This window comes from Kitasatospora sp. NPDC059327, from assembly GCF_042752535.1.
Classification (GTDB): Bacteria; Actinomycetota; Actinomycetes; order Streptomycetales; family Streptomycetaceae; genus Kitasatospora.
In genome coordinates, this window is record NZ_JBHYYB010000002.1 from 49,162 (window position 1) to 66,158 (window position 16,997).

General features: G+C 72.6%; 13 protein-coding genes. 5 read left to right on the forward strand and 8 right to left on the reverse strand.

All coding sequences use genetic code 11. From position 1 onward, the window contains the following. Nucleotides 1–188: 188 nt before the first annotated feature. The 7 genes from ACFXHB_RS01415 to ACFXHB_RS01445 form a co-directional block, all read right to left on the reverse strand. Entirely contained in the window at nucleotides 189–800 is a 612-nt protein-coding gene (locus tag ACFXHB_RS01415) for a hypothetical protein (RefSeq protein WP_380571248.1), read from the reverse strand. 179 nt (nucleotides 801–979) lie between these two features. Beyond that, on the reverse strand, nucleotides 980–1,783 hold the full coding sequence (locus ACFXHB_RS01420) for an exodeoxyribonuclease III (RefSeq protein WP_380571249.1): 804 nt from the start codon (nucleotides 1,781–1,783) through the stop codon (nucleotides 980–982). A gap of 121 nt (nucleotides 1,784–1,904) precedes the next feature. Further along, nucleotides 1,905–3,692: a gamma-glutamyltransferase gene (ggt, locus tag ACFXHB_RS01425; protein ID WP_380571251.1), complete on the reverse strand. Its 1,788-nt coding sequence runs from the start codon at nucleotides 3,690–3,692 to the stop codon at nucleotides 1,905–1,907. 112 nt (nucleotides 3,693–3,804) lie between these two features. Continuing rightward, the gene (locus tag ACFXHB_RS01430) at nucleotides 3,805–4,866 is read right to left on the reverse strand and encodes an ROK family glucokinase (RefSeq protein ID WP_380571435.1); all 1,062 of its coding nucleotides are present in this window, start codon (nucleotides 4,864–4,866) and stop codon (nucleotides 3,805–3,807) included. Nucleotides 4,867–4,907: 41 nt separating this feature from the next. Beyond that, a complete protein-coding gene (locus ACFXHB_RS01435) occupies nucleotides 4,908–5,792 on the reverse strand; it encodes an ATP-binding cassette domain-containing protein (protein ID WP_380571252.1) in 885 nt (294 codons plus the stop codon). Beyond that, nucleotides 5,789–6,820 (reverse strand): ABC transporter permease, encoded by a 1,032-nt coding sequence (locus ACFXHB_RS01440; RefSeq protein WP_380571253.1) that lies wholly within the window; start codon nucleotides 6,818–6,820, stop codon nucleotides 5,789–5,791. The genes ACFXHB_RS01435 and ACFXHB_RS01440 overlap by 4 nt, the downstream gene beginning before the upstream one ends. After that, on the reverse strand, nucleotides 6,817–7,836 hold the full coding sequence (locus tag ACFXHB_RS01445; protein WP_380571254.1) for a sugar ABC transporter substrate-binding protein: 1,020 nt from the start codon (nucleotides 7,834–7,836) through the stop codon (nucleotides 6,817–6,819). The genes ACFXHB_RS01440 and ACFXHB_RS01445 overlap by 4 nt, the downstream gene beginning before the upstream one ends. A 357-nt stretch (nucleotides 7,837–8,193) precedes the next feature. On the opposite strand from ACFXHB_RS01445, the gene ACFXHB_RS01450 reads away from it, so the two are divergent. Continuing rightward, complete coding sequence (locus tag ACFXHB_RS01450) at nucleotides 8,194–9,291, forward strand: alpha/beta hydrolase (RefSeq protein WP_380571255.1); 1,098 nt, start codon at nucleotides 8,194–8,196, stop codon at nucleotides 9,289–9,291. A gap of 70 nt (nucleotides 9,292–9,361) precedes the next feature. On the opposite strand, the gene ACFXHB_RS01455 is transcribed toward ACFXHB_RS01450, so the two are convergent. Then, nucleotides 9,362–10,954, reverse strand: a complete 1,593-nt coding sequence (locus tag ACFXHB_RS01455; protein ID WP_380571256.1) for a PucR family transcriptional regulator — start codon at nucleotides 10,952–10,954, stop codon at nucleotides 9,362–9,364. 423 nt (nucleotides 10,955–11,377) lie between these two features. Here ACFXHB_RS01455 and ACFXHB_RS01460 point away from each other — a divergent pair, with 423 nt between their 5' ends. From ACFXHB_RS01460 to ACFXHB_RS01475, 4 genes are all read left to right on the forward strand, one after another. Next, complete coding sequence (locus tag ACFXHB_RS01460) at nucleotides 11,378–12,265, forward strand: FAD binding domain-containing protein (protein WP_329490618.1); 888 nt, start codon at nucleotides 11,378–11,380, stop codon at nucleotides 12,263–12,265. Beyond that, nucleotides 12,262–12,750, forward strand: coding sequence for a (2Fe-2S)-binding protein (locus ACFXHB_RS01465; RefSeq protein ID WP_380571257.1), 489 nt, complete (start codon nucleotides 12,262–12,264; stop codon nucleotides 12,748–12,750). The genes ACFXHB_RS01460 and ACFXHB_RS01465 overlap by 4 nt, the downstream gene beginning before the upstream one ends. Then, nucleotides 12,747–15,119, forward strand: a complete 2,373-nt coding sequence (gene pucD / locus ACFXHB_RS01470; RefSeq protein WP_380571258.1) for a xanthine dehydrogenase subunit D — start codon at nucleotides 12,747–12,749, stop codon at nucleotides 15,117–15,119. Before ACFXHB_RS01465 ends, pucD begins: the two co-directional genes overlap by 4 nt. A gap of 310 nt (nucleotides 15,120–15,429) precedes the next feature. Next, a complete protein-coding gene (locus tag ACFXHB_RS01475; RefSeq protein WP_380571259.1) occupies nucleotides 15,430–16,920 on the forward strand; it encodes an NCS2 family permease in 1,491 nt (496 codons plus the stop codon). Nucleotides 16,921–16,997 lie beyond the last annotated feature (77 nt).

A 16,997-nucleotide genomic window follows, 5' to 3' on the forward strand; every position in this document is an offset into this window, starting at 1 on the left:
CGCGGGCGCGGGGGCGGGGGCGGGGGGGGGGGGGGCGGCGGGCCCGTGGGGTGCCGGGGCCGCCGGCGCCGCCGCGCCCCCCCCGGGGGGGGCGGGGGGCCGCGGGTTCCCCCCACCGGCGGCGGCCCCGGCGCGGGCGGGCCCGCCCCCACCGGGGGTCGGACGTGGGGCGCCGTGCCGCGCGGCCGTCAGGCGGACCCGGCGCCGGCGCGTCGCCGCAGCAGCCAGAAGCCGCCGACACCGCCGACCACCAGCGCCGCGCCGCCCACCAGCTCGGCGGGGTCGGCCGCGACCGAGCCGCCCAGGCCGGTCTGGACGGCGCCGTGCGGGGCGACCTGCTGGCTGCCCGCACCGGACTGACCGAGCGAGCCGGCCCACTCCCCCGCCGCCTTGCCCCACTCGCCGAGGCTCCCGGCGGGCGAGGAGGATCCGGAGGTGGCGGCGACGGTGGTCACCGTGACGGTGGTCGAGAAGGCGCCGCCGTCGGGGCAGGTGCCGTCGACCTTGCTGTCACCGGCGGACTTGCCCGCCAGCCGGGCGGAGCCGGTGTGCCGGCCGTCCGAGCCCAGGGTGAGGGTGGCCGGGCCGCCCTCGAAGGCCGGGGAACTCGCGGTGATGGTCTTGGCGGTGGGTTTGTCGGACTTCTCACAGGAGACCGTGACCGTCACGGTCTGGCCCGGTGCGGCCTGGGACGGGCTGACCGTGGCCGCGCCGTCCTTGGCCAGCGCGAGGGGGGCCGTCAGGCCGGTCAGCACCGTCGCGCCGATCAGGGCGGCGGCGGCCGTACGCGTGGGGCGCATACCGGAACCTCCGGGATTCTCGGGCGCAGCCGGGGACTCCGAAGTCCTCGTGAGCGAACAACTACACCCAGTCATTCACCGACGGTAGGCACACACCGGGCGCCCGGCCACCGCTCTGGACCGTTCGGGCGAGCCCCCGCTACCGGGCGTGACGCCGGGCCCGGTCGGCCCGGTCGGGCTCAGAGGTCCAGATCGACCACGACCGGGGCGTGGTCCGACGTGCCCTTGCCCTTGCGGGCCTCGCGGTCCACGAAGCTGTCCGTGACGGCGTCGGCGAAGGGCTTGTTGGCGTAGGTGAGGTCGATCCGCATGCCCCGGTTCTTCGGGAAGGCCAACTGCCGGTAGTCCCAGTAGGTGTAGGGGCGGTCGTACTTCAGCGGACGGGGCACGACGTCCTGCAGACCGGCCTCGCCGAGGGCGGCGAGGGCGGCGCGCTCGGCCGGGGTGACGTGCGTCAGGCCCTCGAAGGCCGCCACGTCGAAGACGTCCTCGTCGGTCGGGGCGATGTTGAAGTCCCCGAGGACGGCGAAGGGGCGCTCACCCGCGGCGTCCTCCAGCGAGGCCCGGCGCAGCGCGTCCAGCCACTCCAGCTTGTAGCGGTAGTGGGCGTGGTCCACCTCGCGGCCGTTGGGCACGTAGACCGACCAGACCCGGACCGGGCCGCAGGTCGCGGCGACGGCACGCGGCTCGACGTCCGGCAGCAGGGCGTCGTCGGCGAGGTAGCCGGGCTGGTCGGGGAGGTCGCGCACGACGTCCTCCAGGCCGATCCGGGAGACGATCGCCACACCGTTCCACCGGCCGGTGCCGTGCGCGGCGGTCTCGTAGCCGAGCTCGCGGACCGGCTCGTGGGGGAAGGCGTCGGTGGAGCACTTGAGCTCCTGGAGGCAGAGCACGTCCGGCTTGGCGCTCTCCAGCCATTCCAGCAGCTTGGGCAGCCGCGCGGTGACGGAGTTGATGTTCCAGGTGGCGATGCGGACGGTCACGGCGGGCGGCCTTCCCGGTGGTACGGACGAGGGTGGGCGCCCGGCAGGACGCCCACCCCGAATCTACCGCCCGGCACCGACAGGCCCGGGGGGCCGCCGCGACCGGGCCGCGGCGGCCGCCCTACGGCGCGGGGCGCACCACCGCCGCCGAGCCGCCGCCGCGGCGCACCGGCTCGGCGGCCGCGACCCAGCGGCCGTCCGGCAGCCGTTCGACACCGGTCGCGGCGCCGATCTCGGGCGTACTGGTGAAGACCTGGCCGAGCGCCTCCAGCCGGGCGCGTTCGGGCAGGGCCAGGAAGGCCGGCTCGGCCTGGGTGGCCGCCGTGTTGCGCTGGCTGGCGCGCGGCACGGCGATCGCCTGTTCCAGGCTCAGGCCCCGGTCCAGGCGCCCGAGCAGGACCTGGAGCGTGGTGGTGATGATGGTCGCACCGCCGGGCGAGCCGGCCGCCAGCACGGGCTCGCCGTCGCGCAGCACGATGGTCGGCGAGAGCGAGGAGCGCGGGCGCTTGCCCGGTCCGGGCAGGTTGGGGTCGGGCACCCCGGGGGTCAGCGGGGTGAAGCTGAAGTCGGTCAGCTCGTTGTTGAGCAGGAAGCCCCGGCCGGGGACGGTGATGCCGCTGCCGCCGGTCTGCTCCAGGGTGAGGGTGTACGAGACGACGTTGCCCCAGCGGTCGGCCACGGTCAGGTGGCTGGTGCTCAGGCCCTCGTAGGGCTCGGGCTGGACCGCGCCGGCGTTCGCGCAGTCGGCCGGGTGGCGCGGGTCGCCGGGGGCGAGCGGGCTGGTGAGCGCCCGGTCGGGGCTGATCAGGCAGGCCCGGGAGGCGACGTACCGCGGCGAGAGCAGTTCCTTGGTCGGCACGTCGTTGAAGGCCGGGTCGCCGACCCAGCGGTTGCGGTCGGCGAAGGAGATCCGGGAGGCCTCCAGGAAGTGGTGGTAGTACTGCGTGCCGTCGTACCGGGCGACGTCGCCGTCCTCCAGGATGCCGAGCGCCTCGCCGACGGTGGTGCCGCCGGAGCTGGACGGGGCGATCGAGTAGAGGTCGTAGTCGCGGTAGGCGACGTGGGTGGGCTGCTGGCGGCGGACCTGGTAGGCGGCCAGGTCGGCGGCATCCACCTGGCCGGGGCGGGCGTTGCGGCCGGCGGCGGGGTCGACCGGCGGGTGCTGGATGGTCCGGACGATGTCGGCGCCGAGGTCGCCGCGGTAGAGCGCGGCGGTGCCCTCCGCGCCCAGCTGCCGGTAGGTGGCCGCGAGCTCGGGGTTGCGGAAGGTGGAGCCGACGACGGGGAGCTTGCCGCCGGGCAGGAAGAGCTTCGCCGTGGCGGGGAAGTCCTTGAACCGGTCCTGGTTGAGCGCGGTCTGGTCCTGGAAGGTCTGGTCGACGGCGAAGCCCTGCTCGGCGATCCGCTGGGCGGGCTTCAGGGCGTCGGCGAAGGAGCGCTTGCCCCACTGCCGCACCGCCGTCTCCCAGGTCGCCGGGGAGCCGGGCACGCCGATCGACAGCCCGCTGGTGACGGCGTCCGCGAAGGGCAGCGGCTTGCCGCCCTCCAGGAAGAGCGACGCGTCGGCCTTGCGGGAGGCCGTCTCGCGGCCGTCGATGGTGTGCACCCGGCCGGTGTCGTGGTCGTAGTAGACGAAGTACCCGCCGCCGCCGATGCCGGCCGAGTACGGCTCGGTGACGCCGAGCGCCGCCGCGACGGCGACGGCGGCGTCCACCGCGTTCCCGCCCTTGCGCAGCACCTCGATCCCGGCGGCCGTGGCGTCGGCGTCCACACTGGCGACCGCGCCGCCCCAGCCCACCGCCTCGGGCACCTTGGGCGGTGGGGCGGCCGCCCCGGCCGGCCCGGCCGTGGCACAGACCAGAGCGGTGGCAAGCAGGAGCGGCGGGGCGATTCGGGCCAGAGCTCTCATCCGGAGGCCTCCTGAGTCGACGTCAACTCCGTTGTTTCACAGGAGGCATGGCCCGGACAACAGGGCACCTCGGCTACCAACGGGTAGTTGACGTACGGCCCGGGGGGGGGGGCTACGGCACCGCCCGCTCCACCCGGCGGCGCTTGATGGTGCGGAAGCGGCGGGCGACCTGGCGGGCGAGGTCGGCCGCGCCGACCAGTCCCGCCTCGTTGCCGAGGGCCGCGTGCGCGATCGCGGCCTCGGGCCGGAAGCCGCGGCCGGTGAGGGTGCGCCGGAAGGCGTCCCGGGCCGGGGTGAGGAGGAGGTCACCGGCCTCGGAGACACCGCCGCCGATCACGAACCGGCCCGGATCGAGGGCGGCCGCGAGGTTGGCGATGCCGACCCCGAGCCAGGTGCCCACCTCGTAGAGCAGCTCGGTGGCGGTCGGATCGCCGTCCCGGGCGGCCTCGGTGACCAGCGGACCGGTGATGCCCTCGACCGCGCCGCCGGCCAGCGCCAGCAGCGGCTGGACCACCGGCGACTCCTCGGCGACCAGCTCGCGCGCGTCGCGCACCAGCGCGTTGCCGGAGGAGTACTGCTCCCAGCAGCCCCGGTTGCCGCACGGGCAGCGGTGGCCGCCGGGCACCACCTGCATGTGCCCGAACTCCCCCGCCAGCCCGTACTTGCCCCGGTCGACGTAGCCGTCGCGGACGACGGCTCCGCCGATGCCGGTGCCGAGGGTGAGCATCACCATGAGGTCCTCGCCGCGCCCGGCCCCGAACCGCCACTCGGCCCAGGCCGCCGCGTTGGCGTCGTTCTCGACGATCACCGGGAACCGCAGCCGCTCGCTGAGCGCCTGCTGGAGGGGCTCGTTGCGCCAGTTCAGGTGCGGGGCGAAGAGCACCCGGGAGCGCTCGGCGTCGACCCAGCCGGCCGCGCCGATGCCCACCGCGTGGACGTCGTGCCGGTCGGCGAGTTCGAGCACCAGCTCCACGATGACGTCCTCGACGACCCGGGGGCTCTTGCTCTTGTCGGGCGTGTCGGTGCGCAGCTTCTCCAGCACCTTGCCCTCGCCGTCCACCACGCCCGCGACCACCTTGGTGCCGCCGATGTCGACGCCGATGGTGGGCAGCCGCAGGAGGCCCGCGGGCAGGGCCCGGCGGCGGCGCTCGGCGCGCGGCCCGAGACCGAGCAGGCTGGGCAGGACCGGGGGCCGGGTGGCGGTGTTGGGGCTGGTCACGGCTGCGGACGCTCCTCACGGGAATCAGCGGGGTCATCGGGATCAGCGGGGCCGTCGGGATCACGGGGGCCACGGGCGCCGGGGGCGCCGATGCCGGGGGCGTCGGTGCCGGGGCGGGCCAGCTCGTGCGAGAGCTCGGCGAGGTCGGAGCCGCCGGCCATCTCGGTGGTGAGCTGTTCGAGACCGATCTCCGCCCGCGGGTGGCTGCCGGCCGTCCGGCCCCGCTTGAGCAGGGTGAAGTGGTCGCCGACCAGGTAGGCGTGGTGCGGGTTGTGGGTGATCAGCACCACCCCGAGGCCGGCGTCGCGGGCGGCGGTCACGTACTTGAGCACCACCCCCGACTGCTTGACGCCGAGCGCGGCCGTCGGCTCGTCCAGGATCAGCACCTCGGCGCCGAAGTGGACGGCCCGGGCGATCGCCACGCACTGGCGCTGGCCGCCGGAGAGGGTGCCGATCGGACGGTCGACGTCGTGCAGGTCGATGCCCATCCGGGCGAGCGCCTCCCGCGTGGTGGCGCGCATCCCCGCGGCGTCCAGGCGCAGCCCGCCCCAGCGCCGGTGGCCCTGCTCGGAGCCGAGGAAGAAGTTCCGCCAGACCGGCATCAGCGGGACGACCGCGAGGTCCTGGTAGACGGTGGCGATGCCGCGGTCCAGCGCCTCGCGCGGGGATCCGAACCGGACCTCCTCGCCGCCGACGGTGAAGCGGCCCTCGTCGTGCTGGTGCAGCCCGGCGATGATCTTGATCAGGGTGGACTTGCCGGCGCCGTTGTCGCCGAGCACGCAGCTGATCTCACCGGCCCGCAGGGTGAGCGAGACGTCCTGGAGCGCGCGGACGGTGCCGTAGGTCTTGCCGACGCCTTCGAGGCGGAGCAGCTCGGTCATCGGGGCCCCCGTTCGGCGCGGCGCTTGACCCAGGTGTTCAGCAGGGCGGCGAGCAACAGCATCGCCCCGAGGAAGAACTTGAACCAGTCGGGGTTCCACTGGGCGTAGATGATGCCCTTGCTCGCCATGCCGAAGATCAGCGCGCCGAGCGCGGAGCCGACCACCGAGCCGTAGCCGCCGGTGATCAGGCAGCCGCCGATGACGGCCGCCACGATGTAGATCAGCTCGTTGCCGACGCCCTCGCCGGACTGCACGGTGTCGAAGGAGAAGAGCAGGTGCTGGCCGAGCACCCAGGCGCCGAAGCCGACCCCGAGGTAGAGCACGGTCTTGGTCCGGGCGACGGGCACGCCGACCGCCCGTGCCGCGGCCGCGTCGCCGCCGACCGCGAAGATCCAGTTGCCGAAGCGGGTCCGCAGCAGCACCCAGCTGCCGACCAGCAGCAGGCCGAGCCACCACCAGACGGTGGCCTTGACGGTCAGTCCGCCGACGGTGACCTCGGAGGCGAACAGCCGGCGGCAGGCCTCGAAGCCCTCCATGTCGGAGATCGGCTTGGTCGAGACGGTGCCGGAGACCAGCTTGGTGACCCCGAGGTTGGCCCCGGTGAGCATCAGGAAGGTGCCCAGGGTGACGATGAAGCTGGGCAGCTTCGTCCGGCTGAGCATCCAGCCGTTGAAGCCGCCGACCGCCAGCGTCACCAGCAGCGAGACCAGCACTCCGACCCAGGTCACCGCGGTGAGCTGGTAGGAGACCATCGACGAGGTCAGCGCGGCGGTGGTGACGAGCACCCCGGCCGACAGGTCGAACTCGCCGCCGATCATCAGCAGCGAGACCGGGACGGCCATGATCCCGATGGTGGAGGCCGCGTACAGCACGGTGCCCAGCGAGGAGACCCGCAGGAACGGTTCGGCGGTGGCGGCGAAGACCAGGAAGACCGCGACGGCGGCGATCAGCGCGCCCAGCTCCGGCCGGGCGAGCAGCCGTCGCAGGGCCGCCGGGCGCTCCTGGACGAGGAGGTCGGTGGTGCTCAACGCGTCCCCCTGGCGACGTACTCGGCGAGCGCGTCGGCGTCGTCCCGGGTGAGGATCTGCGGACCGGTCAGCACGGGCTTGCCACCGCCGAGCATGTCCAGGTTGGAGCGGTAGAGCCAGAGCAGGTCGACGCCCTCGTAGCCCTGGAGGTACGGCTGCTGGTCGACCGCGAAGCCGACGGTGCCGGACTTGAGGCCGGCCACCACCTGGGTGCCCAGGTCGAAGGTGTCGAGCTCGACGGGGCGGCGGGCGTCCTGGATGGCCTGCAGCCCGGTGGCGGCCATCGGGCCGGAGAGCGTGAGCACGGTGTCGATGGCCGGGTCGGCCTGCAGCTTGGCGGAGACGGCGGCCCGCGCGTCGGGCATGTTGACGCCGTCCACGTAGAGCACCTGGAAGCCGCCGCCGGCCTTGGTCTGGGCGCCGGAGCAGCGCTGCTCCTGACCGACGTTGCCCTGCTCGTGGATCACGCACAGGACGTTCTTGCGGCCGCGGGTGGCGAGCTCGGCACCGGCCGCCTGGCCGGCGGTGGACTCGTCCTGGCCGATGTGGGTCAGCGCGCCGAACCGGGCGGAGTACTCCTGGCCGGAGTTGACGGTGATCACCGGGATGCCGGCCGCCCTGGCCTTGCCGAGCACGTCGGCGAGCGCCTCCCCCTTGGCGAGGGTGACCAGCAGGCCGTCGACCTTCTGGTCGATGGCGGCCTGGACGAGCTGGACCTGGTTCTGGGTCTGCGCGTCGTTGGAGTACAGGAAGGTGATGTTGTCCTTGGCGGCGGCCTGCTCGGCGCCCTTGCGCACGGTGTCCCAGAAGGCGTCGCCGGCGCCGGCGTGGGTCACCATGGCGATCTTCCAGCGCGGAGTGGTGACGGCACCGCCACCGGCGGCCGCGGCCCGGTCGCGGGCCTGCTCGGCGCGGAGGCCTCCGGTGCTGCTGCAGCCGGCCACGGCGGCGAGTACGGCGAGGGCGGCGCAGGCGGGCCAGAACCGGCGGGAAGGGCGAAAGCGGGTTGTGCTCATCCCTATAGTCTCGCTGCCCGCCGCACGGGCGATTGCACCGCCTCGCCCGCCGCCCGGGTCCGTCCGGGCGGTATCGTGCCCTCCCGGGCCATTCCTGGGAGTCCGCTGGGCGCACCGTCCGGACGGGGGCCGCCAGGGTGGCAGACTGGGACGGGCCCGGAAAGGGAGCACCGCGGAAACGTGATGTTCCTCTCAGGTTCCATCCAGATTCGGACGGCAACCGATCCCGCGTTCCCGGCCGTCTGATGCCATTGGAGCGCGTTCCGGGCGAGTGGGGCCCCGGACGGCTTTGAACCCGGATACGAGAACTTGATGCAACTGACAGGCACGCCATTCCTCATCTGCACGATCATCCTCGTGCCGATCTCCATCGCGGTGGCCTTGCTGCTCTGGGGCAGGGTGCGCGGACCGGAACCGGTGCGGATCCTGTCCAGGCTTGCCATGATCGTCTTTTGCCAGATCACCGCTGTGACGACGGTCTTCGTCATGGTCAACAACGCCAACCTGATCTACGGCAACTGGGACGACCTGCTCGGCACCGGGAACCACGTCCGGGCGGTACCGCCCGTGCCGCCGGCCGACGGGGGCAACGGGGCGGGCGGGGAGCGGGCCGGCGGCGACGCCGCCAAGCAGCCGCCCAAGGTCCAGCAGCAGTTCCGCGGCGTGGACGACCCGAAGGTGCCCAACGACGTCCAGAAGACCGACCTCAAGGGGCAGCTGTCGGGCGTGGACGGCGAGGTGCTGGTCTGGCTGCCGCCGCAGTACCACGACCCCGCGTTCAAGGACAAGAAGTTCCCGGTCGTCGAGCTGATCCCGGGCTTCCCCGGCTCGTCCTCCACCTGGTACGGCACCCTCAAGGTCTCCGAGCAGCTGAAGCCGCTGATGCAGGAGGGCAAGGTGGCACCGTTCATCCTGGTCTCGCCGCGCACCCTGCTGCTGGGCAACAGCACGGACGCCGGCTGCACCGACGTGCCCGGCAAGGTCAACGCCGACACCTGGCTGACCCGTGACGTCCCGCAGATGGTGCTGGACAACTTCCGTGCCGAGCCGTCGCCCGACCGCTGGGCGGTCGCCGGGTACTCGGCCGGCGCCCACTGCGCCACCAAGCTGTCCCTGGCCCACCCCAACCGCTACCGCGCCGGCATCAGCCTCTCCGGCTACAACGACCCGGCGACCGAGAAGGACTCGCTGGTCGGCAAGGACGCCAAGCTGCGCGAGGCGAACAACCCGGTCACCATCGTGCGGACCGCCGCCCAGCCGCCCAAGGTCGCCCTGTACATCAGCGGCAACAAGGGCGACGGCTACGAGGACGGCCAGGCGATCGCCGCCGTCGCGAAGGCCCCGACCACCGTCCAGGTCCAGGAGACCACCGGGCCGCACTCCAGCGACGTCTGGAAGAACATGGTGCCGGGCGTCTTCCAGTGGCTCACCTCGATCATCCCCGCCCAGCCGTAGCCGGGCCGCACCGTCCGACCGGGCCCGCCGCGGCCGCCGGTGGCGTCGCGGCGGGCCCGGTCGCGTCGGCTCAGGCCAGTTCGAGGGCCAGGTAGAAGTCGACCCGGTCCTCCAGCCGGGAGAGGTCCCGGCCGGTCAGCTCCTCGATCCGGCCGATCCGGTAACGCAGCGTGTTGACGTGCACGTGCAACTGGGCGGCGCAGCGGGTCCACGAGCCGTCCGACCGCAGGAACGCCTCCAGGGTGCGGACCAGGTCCGCCTGGTGCTCGATGTCGTACGCGATCACCTTGTCCAGCAGCCGGCTGCGGAAGGCCCGGCGGACCTCGTCGGGGACGGCGGCCAGCAGCAGCACGTGCGAGGCCAGCTCCTCCGGGCCGGCCACGCAGACCCGGCCGACCCGGGCGGCGGCGATCCGGCGGGCGTGCCGGGCCTCCTCCAGGGCGCCGCGCAGGCCGCCCGCCTCGGGGGCGGGGGCCGAGACGCCGAGGGTGATCCGGCCCTCCGAGCCGAGACCGGCCTCCAGCGGGGCGAGCAGCTCCCGCAGCGTGTCGGCGGGCACCGCGCTGTCCAGCGCGGGCAGCACCACGACGGCGCCGCTGCCGGCCCCGGCGACCAGCGCGCGGTCGGTGACGCCGTTGAGAGCTTCCTCCAGGATCGAGCGCACCGCGCCCTCGGGCAGGCCGGTGCCGTCGGCGCTGAGGACCAGCCAGGAGCCGTCCGGCGCCTGCGGCTTGGGCTCGGGGCTCTCGTAGCGGGCGGCCATCGCGGAGGAGGCGTACAGCGTACGGCTGATCTCGCCCTGGTCGGCGTCGCGCTGGAGCAGGGTCAGCACCTCGTCGGCGAGGCGGCGGCGCAACCGGCGGCCCTCGTCTCGCCGCTGACGCTCCGCGGCGACCAACCGGGCCAGGTTCTCGGCGAGTTGCTGGCGCTTGGTGGTCCATTCGGTGACGTCGCCGGCCACCGCGAGGACCCAGTCGGCGAGCGGCGCCTGGACGTCGACGACGGCCGGCGCGGGCAGCAGCGAGTAGGCGCCGGTGGCCAGCCGCGCCCGGTGCGGGGGCCGGCGGCGCTGGCGCTGGGCGCCGAGGTGGGCGCGGACCAGTTGGTCGCGGTCCTCGGCCGAGAGCCGGTCGACCGGGCCGGCGATCACCGCGCCGGTCGGGGTGAGCACCCAGCAGTCGAGATCGAGGTCGCCGCCGAGCAGGTCGAGGACGGCGTCCAGACCACCGCCGCCGGCGGCGGAGACCAGCAGGCGGTGGCGGTCGACCAGGGCGGCCAGATCGGCGGCGCGGTCGGCGGAGACCTGTCGGCCGATGAACTCGGTGACGGTGCCGAAGGCGATGTCGTCGGGTACCGCCAACAGCGGCATCCGGTGCCGGCGACACGCCTCGACGAGGTCCTCGGGGACGGGGCCGACCTCGGCCTCGCCGGCCGCGAGGGCCACCGCGCCGCCGGCCACGATGGTCCGCACGAACCGTTCGGAGTCGGCCGGCCCGGTCCGCCAGAGCATGCCGGTGAGCACCAGCTCGCCGCCGTGCAGATACCGGCCGGGGTCGTGCAGGTCCGTGGTCATGACGCCGCTGACCTGCCGGTCGAGCTCGTCCTCGGCTGCGAGCAGGCGCAGTCTCGGGGCTCCGGGGGCGAGCAGGTCGCGGACACGCATCCGGGACTCCTAACGGGCTTGGGGTGAGGGTGGGGGCCCGAGCGCGCGGTTCGGGGGGTCACAGTGTGCCCGAACATCTGTGCTCGGTGTTACGTCCCATCGGACGCCCGGATCACGGGGCCGTAGCTTGGGAATCACGACCGGATTACGGTCGTAGACAGCGCCCGGAAAACTGCTGGGCTGCGAGATTGTCCTCCTTAGAGGAACGTACAGGATGCCGGGCGGGACCACAGCCGGGGCTTCATGCCATCGGTGACTGCCAGTGGGCCCCGTCACAGCGGTTCACTGGCCACACGCCGCCGGACACACCCCGGTGACCAGGACCCGACGCGGAGGCGACGAAGCGGAGAGCGAGGTCCGAACACCGAGTTCCGGGCACTGTGCCCACCCGTCCGGCCGGCAACGACTTGAGGAGACACCCGCATGGAGTTCCTTCGGCCCGCTACCTGGGACGAGGCACTCGCGGCGAAGGCTGAGTACCCGACCGCGCTGCCCATCTCGGGCGGTACGGACGTCATGGTCGAGATGAACTTCGACGTGCACCGGCCATCCGCGATTCTCGACCTGAACCGCATCACCGAGCTGACCGAATGGTCGAACGACGGCGATGTCGTCCGGCTCGGCGCCTCCGTCCCCTACTCCCGGATCATCGACGAGCTGTCCGGCCCGCTGCCCGGCCTCGCGCTGGCGGCCCACACCGTCGGCTCGCCGCAGATCCGCAACCGCGGCGGCGTCGGCGGCAACCTCGGCGGTGCCTCCCCGGCCGGCGACGCGCACCCCGCGCTGCTGGCCGCCGGCCGCGACGTGTTCGTCGAGGCGGACTCCGTGCGCGGCACCCGGATGATCCCGATCGACGAGTTCTACGTCGGCGTCAAGCGCAACAGCCTGGCGGCCGACGAGCTGATCAGGGCCGTGCACATCCCGGTCGCGGACGGCCCGCAGCAGTTCTCGAAGATCGGCACCCGCAACGCCATGGTGATCGCGGTCTGCGCCTTCGGCTTCGCGCTGCACCCGAAGAACGGCACCGTCGGCACCGGGATCGGTTCGGCCGCCCCCACGCCGCGCCGCGCCGTCGAGGCCGAGGAGTACTTGCGGGGCGTGCTCGCCGAGCGCGGTCTGTGGGAGTCCGGCGAGCTGCTCGGCGCCGAGGTGATCCAGCGGTTCGGCGAGCTGGTGAAGGCCGCCGCCTCCCCCATCGACGACGTCCGCGGCACCGCCGACTACCGGCGGCACTCGCTGGCCGTGATGGCCCGCCGCACGCTCACCTGGACGTGGAACGACTACAGCAAGCAGATCAGGAGCGCGGCATGAGGGTCACTTTCACCGCCAACGGCAAGCCGGTCGAGGCCGACGACGTGTGGGAGGGCGAGAGCCTGCTGTACGTGCTGCGCGAGCGGGTCGGCCTCCCGGGTTCGAAGAACGCCTGCGAGCAGGGCGAGTGCGGCTCCTGCACGGTCTACCTGGACGGCGTCCCGGTCTGTTCGTGTCTGGTCGCGGCCGGCCAGGTCCAGGACCGCGAGGTCCGCACCGTCGAGGGCCTGGCCGACGAGAAGGGCGAGCTGGGCCTGGTCCAGCAGGCCTTCATCGACGCCGGCGCCGTCCAGTGCGGCTTCTGCACGCCCGGCCTGCTGGTGCAGACCGACGCGCTGCTGGCCAGGGACGCCCAGCCGAGTGACAACGACATCCGCGAGGCGCTGTCGGGCAACCTGTGCCGCTGCACCGGCTACGAGAAGATCATGGACGCGGTGCGGCTGGCTTCCGCCCGCACGTGCGCTGACAAGGCGGCTTCGGAATGAGCACTCGTACCATCCAGGGGCAGAAGAACCTCCAGAACATCAACCAGGCGTCCAAGGACGGCATCGGCGGCTCGCCGCTGCGCCCGGACGGCAACCTGAAGGTCAAGGGCGAGTTCGCGTACTCGTCCGACATGTGGCACGAGGACATGCTCTGGGGTATGGCGCTGCGCTCGCCGCACCCCCGGGCCAACATCCTCTCGGTGGACATCTCCGACGCGCTGAAGGTCCCCGGCGTGTACGCGGTGCTCACCCACGAGGACATCCCCGGCACCAAGTTCTACGGCCTGGAGATCCAGGACCAGCCTGCCCTGGCGATCGACAAGGTCCGCTACCACGGTGAGGCGATCGCGCTGGTCGCGGCCGACCACCCGGAGACGGCCCGCCGCGCGGTGAAGAAGATCAAGGTCGAGTACGAGGTGCTCACCCCGATCACCACCGAGGAGCAGTGCCTCGACCCGCAGACCCACGGCTACGTGCACGAGCCGCACGAGTTCAAGTCGCACGGGTACGACAACATCTGCCACGAGCAGCGGCTGGTCTCCGGTCTCGGCGTCACCGACGAGGTGCGGGCCCTGGCGGACGTCATCGTCAAGGGCAGCTACGAGGTCGGCATGCAGGACCAGGCCTTCCTCGGCCCGGAGTCCGGGCTGGCCGTGCCGGCCGAGGACGGCGGCATCGACCTCTACATCGCCACCCAGTGGCTGCACGTGGACCGCCAGCAGATGGCTCCCGTGCTGGGCCTGCCCGAGGAGAAGGTGCGCCTCACGCTGGCCGGTGTCGGCGGCGCCTTCGGCGGCCGCGAGGACATCTCGATGCAGATCCACGCCTGCCTGCTCGCCCAGCGCACCGGCAAGCCGGTCAAGATCGTCTACGCCCGTGACGAGTCCTTCTACGGCCACGTGCACCGCCACCCGGCGAAGATGACCTACGAGCACGGCGCCACCCGGGACGGCAAGCTGGTCTTCGCCGACTGCCGGATCGTGCTGGACGGCGGCGCGTACGCCTCCGCCTCGCCCGCCGTGGTCGGCAACGCCGCCTCGCTCGGACACGGCCCGTACGTGATCCCGAACGTCAAGATGCACGCCATCGCGCTCTACAGCAACAACCCGTCCTGCGGGGCGATGCGCGGCTTCGGCGCCGTCCAGGCCGCCTTCGGCTACGAGACGCAGATGGACCGGCTGGCCGCCGAACTGGGCATGGACCCGGTCGAGCTGCGCCAGTTGAACGCGATGTCCGAGGGCGACTTCATGCCCACCGGCCAGCAGATCGACTCGCCCGCCCCGGTCGCCGAACTGCTGCGCCGGGTCAAGGACATGCCGCTCCCGCCGCCGCTGGACACCGAGCACCTGGACGTCCGCCAGCTGCCCGGCGCGCTCTCCAACACCTCGCACGGCGAGGGCATCGTGCGCGGCGTCGGCTACTCGGTCGGCATCAAGAACGTCGGCTTCTCCGAGGGCTTCGACGACTACTCCACCGCCCGGGTCCGCCTGGAGGTCATCGGCGGCGAGCCGGTCGCCATGGTGCACACCGCGATGGCCGAGGTCGGCCAGGGCGGCGTCACGGTGCACGCCCAGATCGCGCGCACCGAGCTGGGCGTCGAGCAGGTCACCATCCACCCGGCCAACACCGAGGTCGGCTCGGCCGGGTCCACCTCCGCGTCCCGGCAGACCTACATGACCGGCGGTGCGGTGAAGTTCGCCGCCGAGGCCGTCAAGCAGGCGCTGATCGAGAAGGGCCGCCGGCGCTACGGCTGGACCCAGAACGACCTGTCGCTGGTCGGCGGCAAGGTCGTCTCGCAGTCGACGGGCGCCCTGGTCTCCATGGTCGACCTGCTCGGGGACGAGGCGATCGACCTCACCCGCGAGCACCACCACCGCCCGACCGTCCCGTTCGACAAGGTGACCGGACAGGGCTTCGGCCACGTCCAGTACACCTTCTGCGCCAACCGCGCGGTGGTCGACGTGGACGTCGAGCTGGGCCTGGTCAAGGTGGTCGAGCTGACCGCCGTCCAGGACGTCGGCAAGGCGCTCAACCCGCTCTCGGTGGTGGGCCAGATCCAGGGCGGCTGCACCCAGGCGCTCGGCCTGGCCGTGATGGAGGAGATCATCGTCAAGGACGGGAAGGTGCGCAACGCGTCCTTCACCGACTACCTGATCCCCACCATCCTGGACACCCCGCCGATCCCGGTGGAGATCCTCGAACTGCCCGACCCGCACGCCCCGTACGGGCTGCGCGGGGTGGGCGAGGCGCCGACCGTCTCCGCGACGCCGTCGATCGTGGCCGCCATCCGCAACGCCACCGGCCTGGCGCTCAACCGGATCCCCGTCCGGCCCGAGCACCTGACCACCGAGACCCCCGGGGCGCTGTAGCCCCCGGCCCCACACCTCCCCGGGGCGGCGACAGTCTTCCCCGCCGCCCCGGGGCAGTTCCACCCACGCGGTGAAGAGCACCACCCACGCAGTGAAGAGCACCACCCATGCACCACTTGACGCAAAGCGAACGCATCCTCCCGCTGCCTCTCCCACGCCGGGGTTCTGCAGCGGTGCGCACCACCTACGCACCGCAGGCACTGCCACAGAGTGCACCCAGTGAGTCGAATCGTCCCCCTGTGCCAACATCGTTGACTGGCTGTCAGGTCGGCTCGCCCACCCCAACCCCCTTTGACACTTGGGAGTGGACATGACCAGGATCCCCACGGAGCCCGGCACCACTGAAGACAGACCCACCGAGGACGACACCCCCACGTCGGCCCCGGTCGCACCGTCGAAGAACGCGCTGGACGCGTACTTCAAGATCTCCGCACGGGGATCGACGATCGCCAATGAGCTCCGCGGTGGTCTCACCACCTTCATGGCGATGGCCTACATCGTCCTGCTCAACCCGATCCTGCTCGGCGGCGCCGACAAGACCGGCCTCAAGCTCGACCACTCCCAGCTGACCACCGCCACCGCGCTGGCCGCCGCCGTCACCACCATCCTGATGGGGCTGATCGGCAACGTCCCGCTGGCGCTGGCCGCCGGTCTCTCGGTCTCCGGCGCGGTCTCCGCGATCGTGGTGCCGAACACCACCTGGCCGCAGGCCATGGGCCTGTGCGTCGTCTACGGTCTGCTGATCGTGCTCCTGGTCGTCTCCGGTCTCCGGCAGAAGATCATGGACGGCATACCGCTGCCGCTCAAGCACGCCATCACCATCGGCATCGGCCTCTTCGTCGCCCTGATCGGCCTGGTCAAGGCCGGCTTCGTGCACCACGGCCCGGACCCGTACGGCCCGCCCGTGTCGCTCGGCCCCAAGGGCGAGCTGGTCGGCTGGCCCGTCCTGATCTTCGCGGTCACCCTCCTGACCATCTTCGTCCTGCTCGCCCGCAAGATCCGCGGCGCCATCCTCATCGGCATCGCCGGCGGCACCGTGCTGGCCTTCATCGTCAACGCCACGGTCGACCTGCCCGAGCACACCTGGGCCAGCTCGATCCCGGAGTGGCCCGGCAGCCCCGTCGCCGCACCCGACTTCGGCCTCTTCGGCAAGGTCGACCTGTTCGGTGCCTTCGGCAGCCAGGGCATGGGCGCCATCAGCGCCTCCGTCGCGGTCTTCACCCTCGTGCTGGCGGGCTTCTTCGACGCGATGGCCACCATCATCGGCGTCGGCACCGAGGCGGGTCTCGCCGACAAGCAGGGCCGGATGCCCGGCCTCTCCAAGGCGCTGTTCATCGACGGGGCCGGCGGCGCGGTCGGCGGCCTGGCCGGCGCCTCCGGGCAGACCGTCTTCGTGGAGTCCGCCACCGGCGTCGGGGACGGCGCCCGGACCGGGCTCGCCTCGACCGTCACCGGCGCGCTCTTCGCCCTGATGCTGTTCTTCTCGCCGCTCGCCGGCATCGTCCCGGTCGAGGTCGCCTCCGCCGCCCTCGTCGTCATCGGCTCGATGATGATGAGCCAGGCCCGCCACATCGACTGGTCGGACCGTGAGATCGCCATCCCGGCCTTCCTCACCTGCGTCCTGATGCCCTTCACGTACAACATCACCGCGGGTGTCGCCGCCGGCGTGATCTCCTACGTGACCATCAAGGCCGGTACCGGCAAGTGGCGCGAGCCCGGCGTACTGATGTGGATCCTGACCGCGGTCTTCGTCGTCTACTTCGCCCTCACCCCGGTCAAGTCCTGGCTGGGCGCCCACTAGCGGCACCGCCGCCGTACGGGATCGTTTCCCGTACGGCGGCACCTCCCGTTCCGTCTTCCGAGGTGTTAAGGAGCTCC

Coding starts and splice junctions, on each gene's coding strand:
- ACFXHB_RS01435 (WP_380571252.1), bottom strand. CDS start 5,792: ATGACCGAGCTGCTCCGCCTCGAAGGCGTCGGCAAGACCTACGGCACC.
- ggt (WP_380571251.1), bottom strand. CDS start 3,692: ATGAGAGCTCTGGCCCGAATCGCCCCGCCGCTCCTGCTTGCCACCGCT.
- ACFXHB_RS01460 (WP_329490618.1), top strand. CDS start 11,378: ATGGAGTTCCTTCGGCCCGCTACCTGGGACGAGGCACTCGCGGCGAAG.
- ACFXHB_RS01475 (WP_380571259.1), top strand. CDS start 15,430: ATGACCAGGATCCCCACGGAGCCCGGCACCACTGAAGACAGACCCACC.
- ACFXHB_RS01465 (WP_380571257.1), top strand. CDS start 12,262: ATGAGGGTCACTTTCACCGCCAACGGCAAGCCGGTCGAGGCCGACGAC.
- ACFXHB_RS01445 (WP_380571254.1), bottom strand. CDS start 7,836: ATGAGCACAACCCGCTTTCGCCCTTCCCGCCGGTTCTGGCCCGCCTGC.
- pucD (WP_380571258.1), top strand. CDS start 12,747: ATGAGCACTCGTACCATCCAGGGGCAGAAGAACCTCCAGAACATCAAC.
- ACFXHB_RS01455 (WP_380571256.1), bottom strand. CDS start 10,954: ATGCGTGTCCGCGACCTGCTCGCCCCCGGAGCCCCGAGACTGCGCCTG.
- ACFXHB_RS01415 (WP_380571248.1), bottom strand. CDS start 800: ATGCGCCCCACGCGTACGGCCGCCGCCGCCCTGATCGGCGCGACGGTG.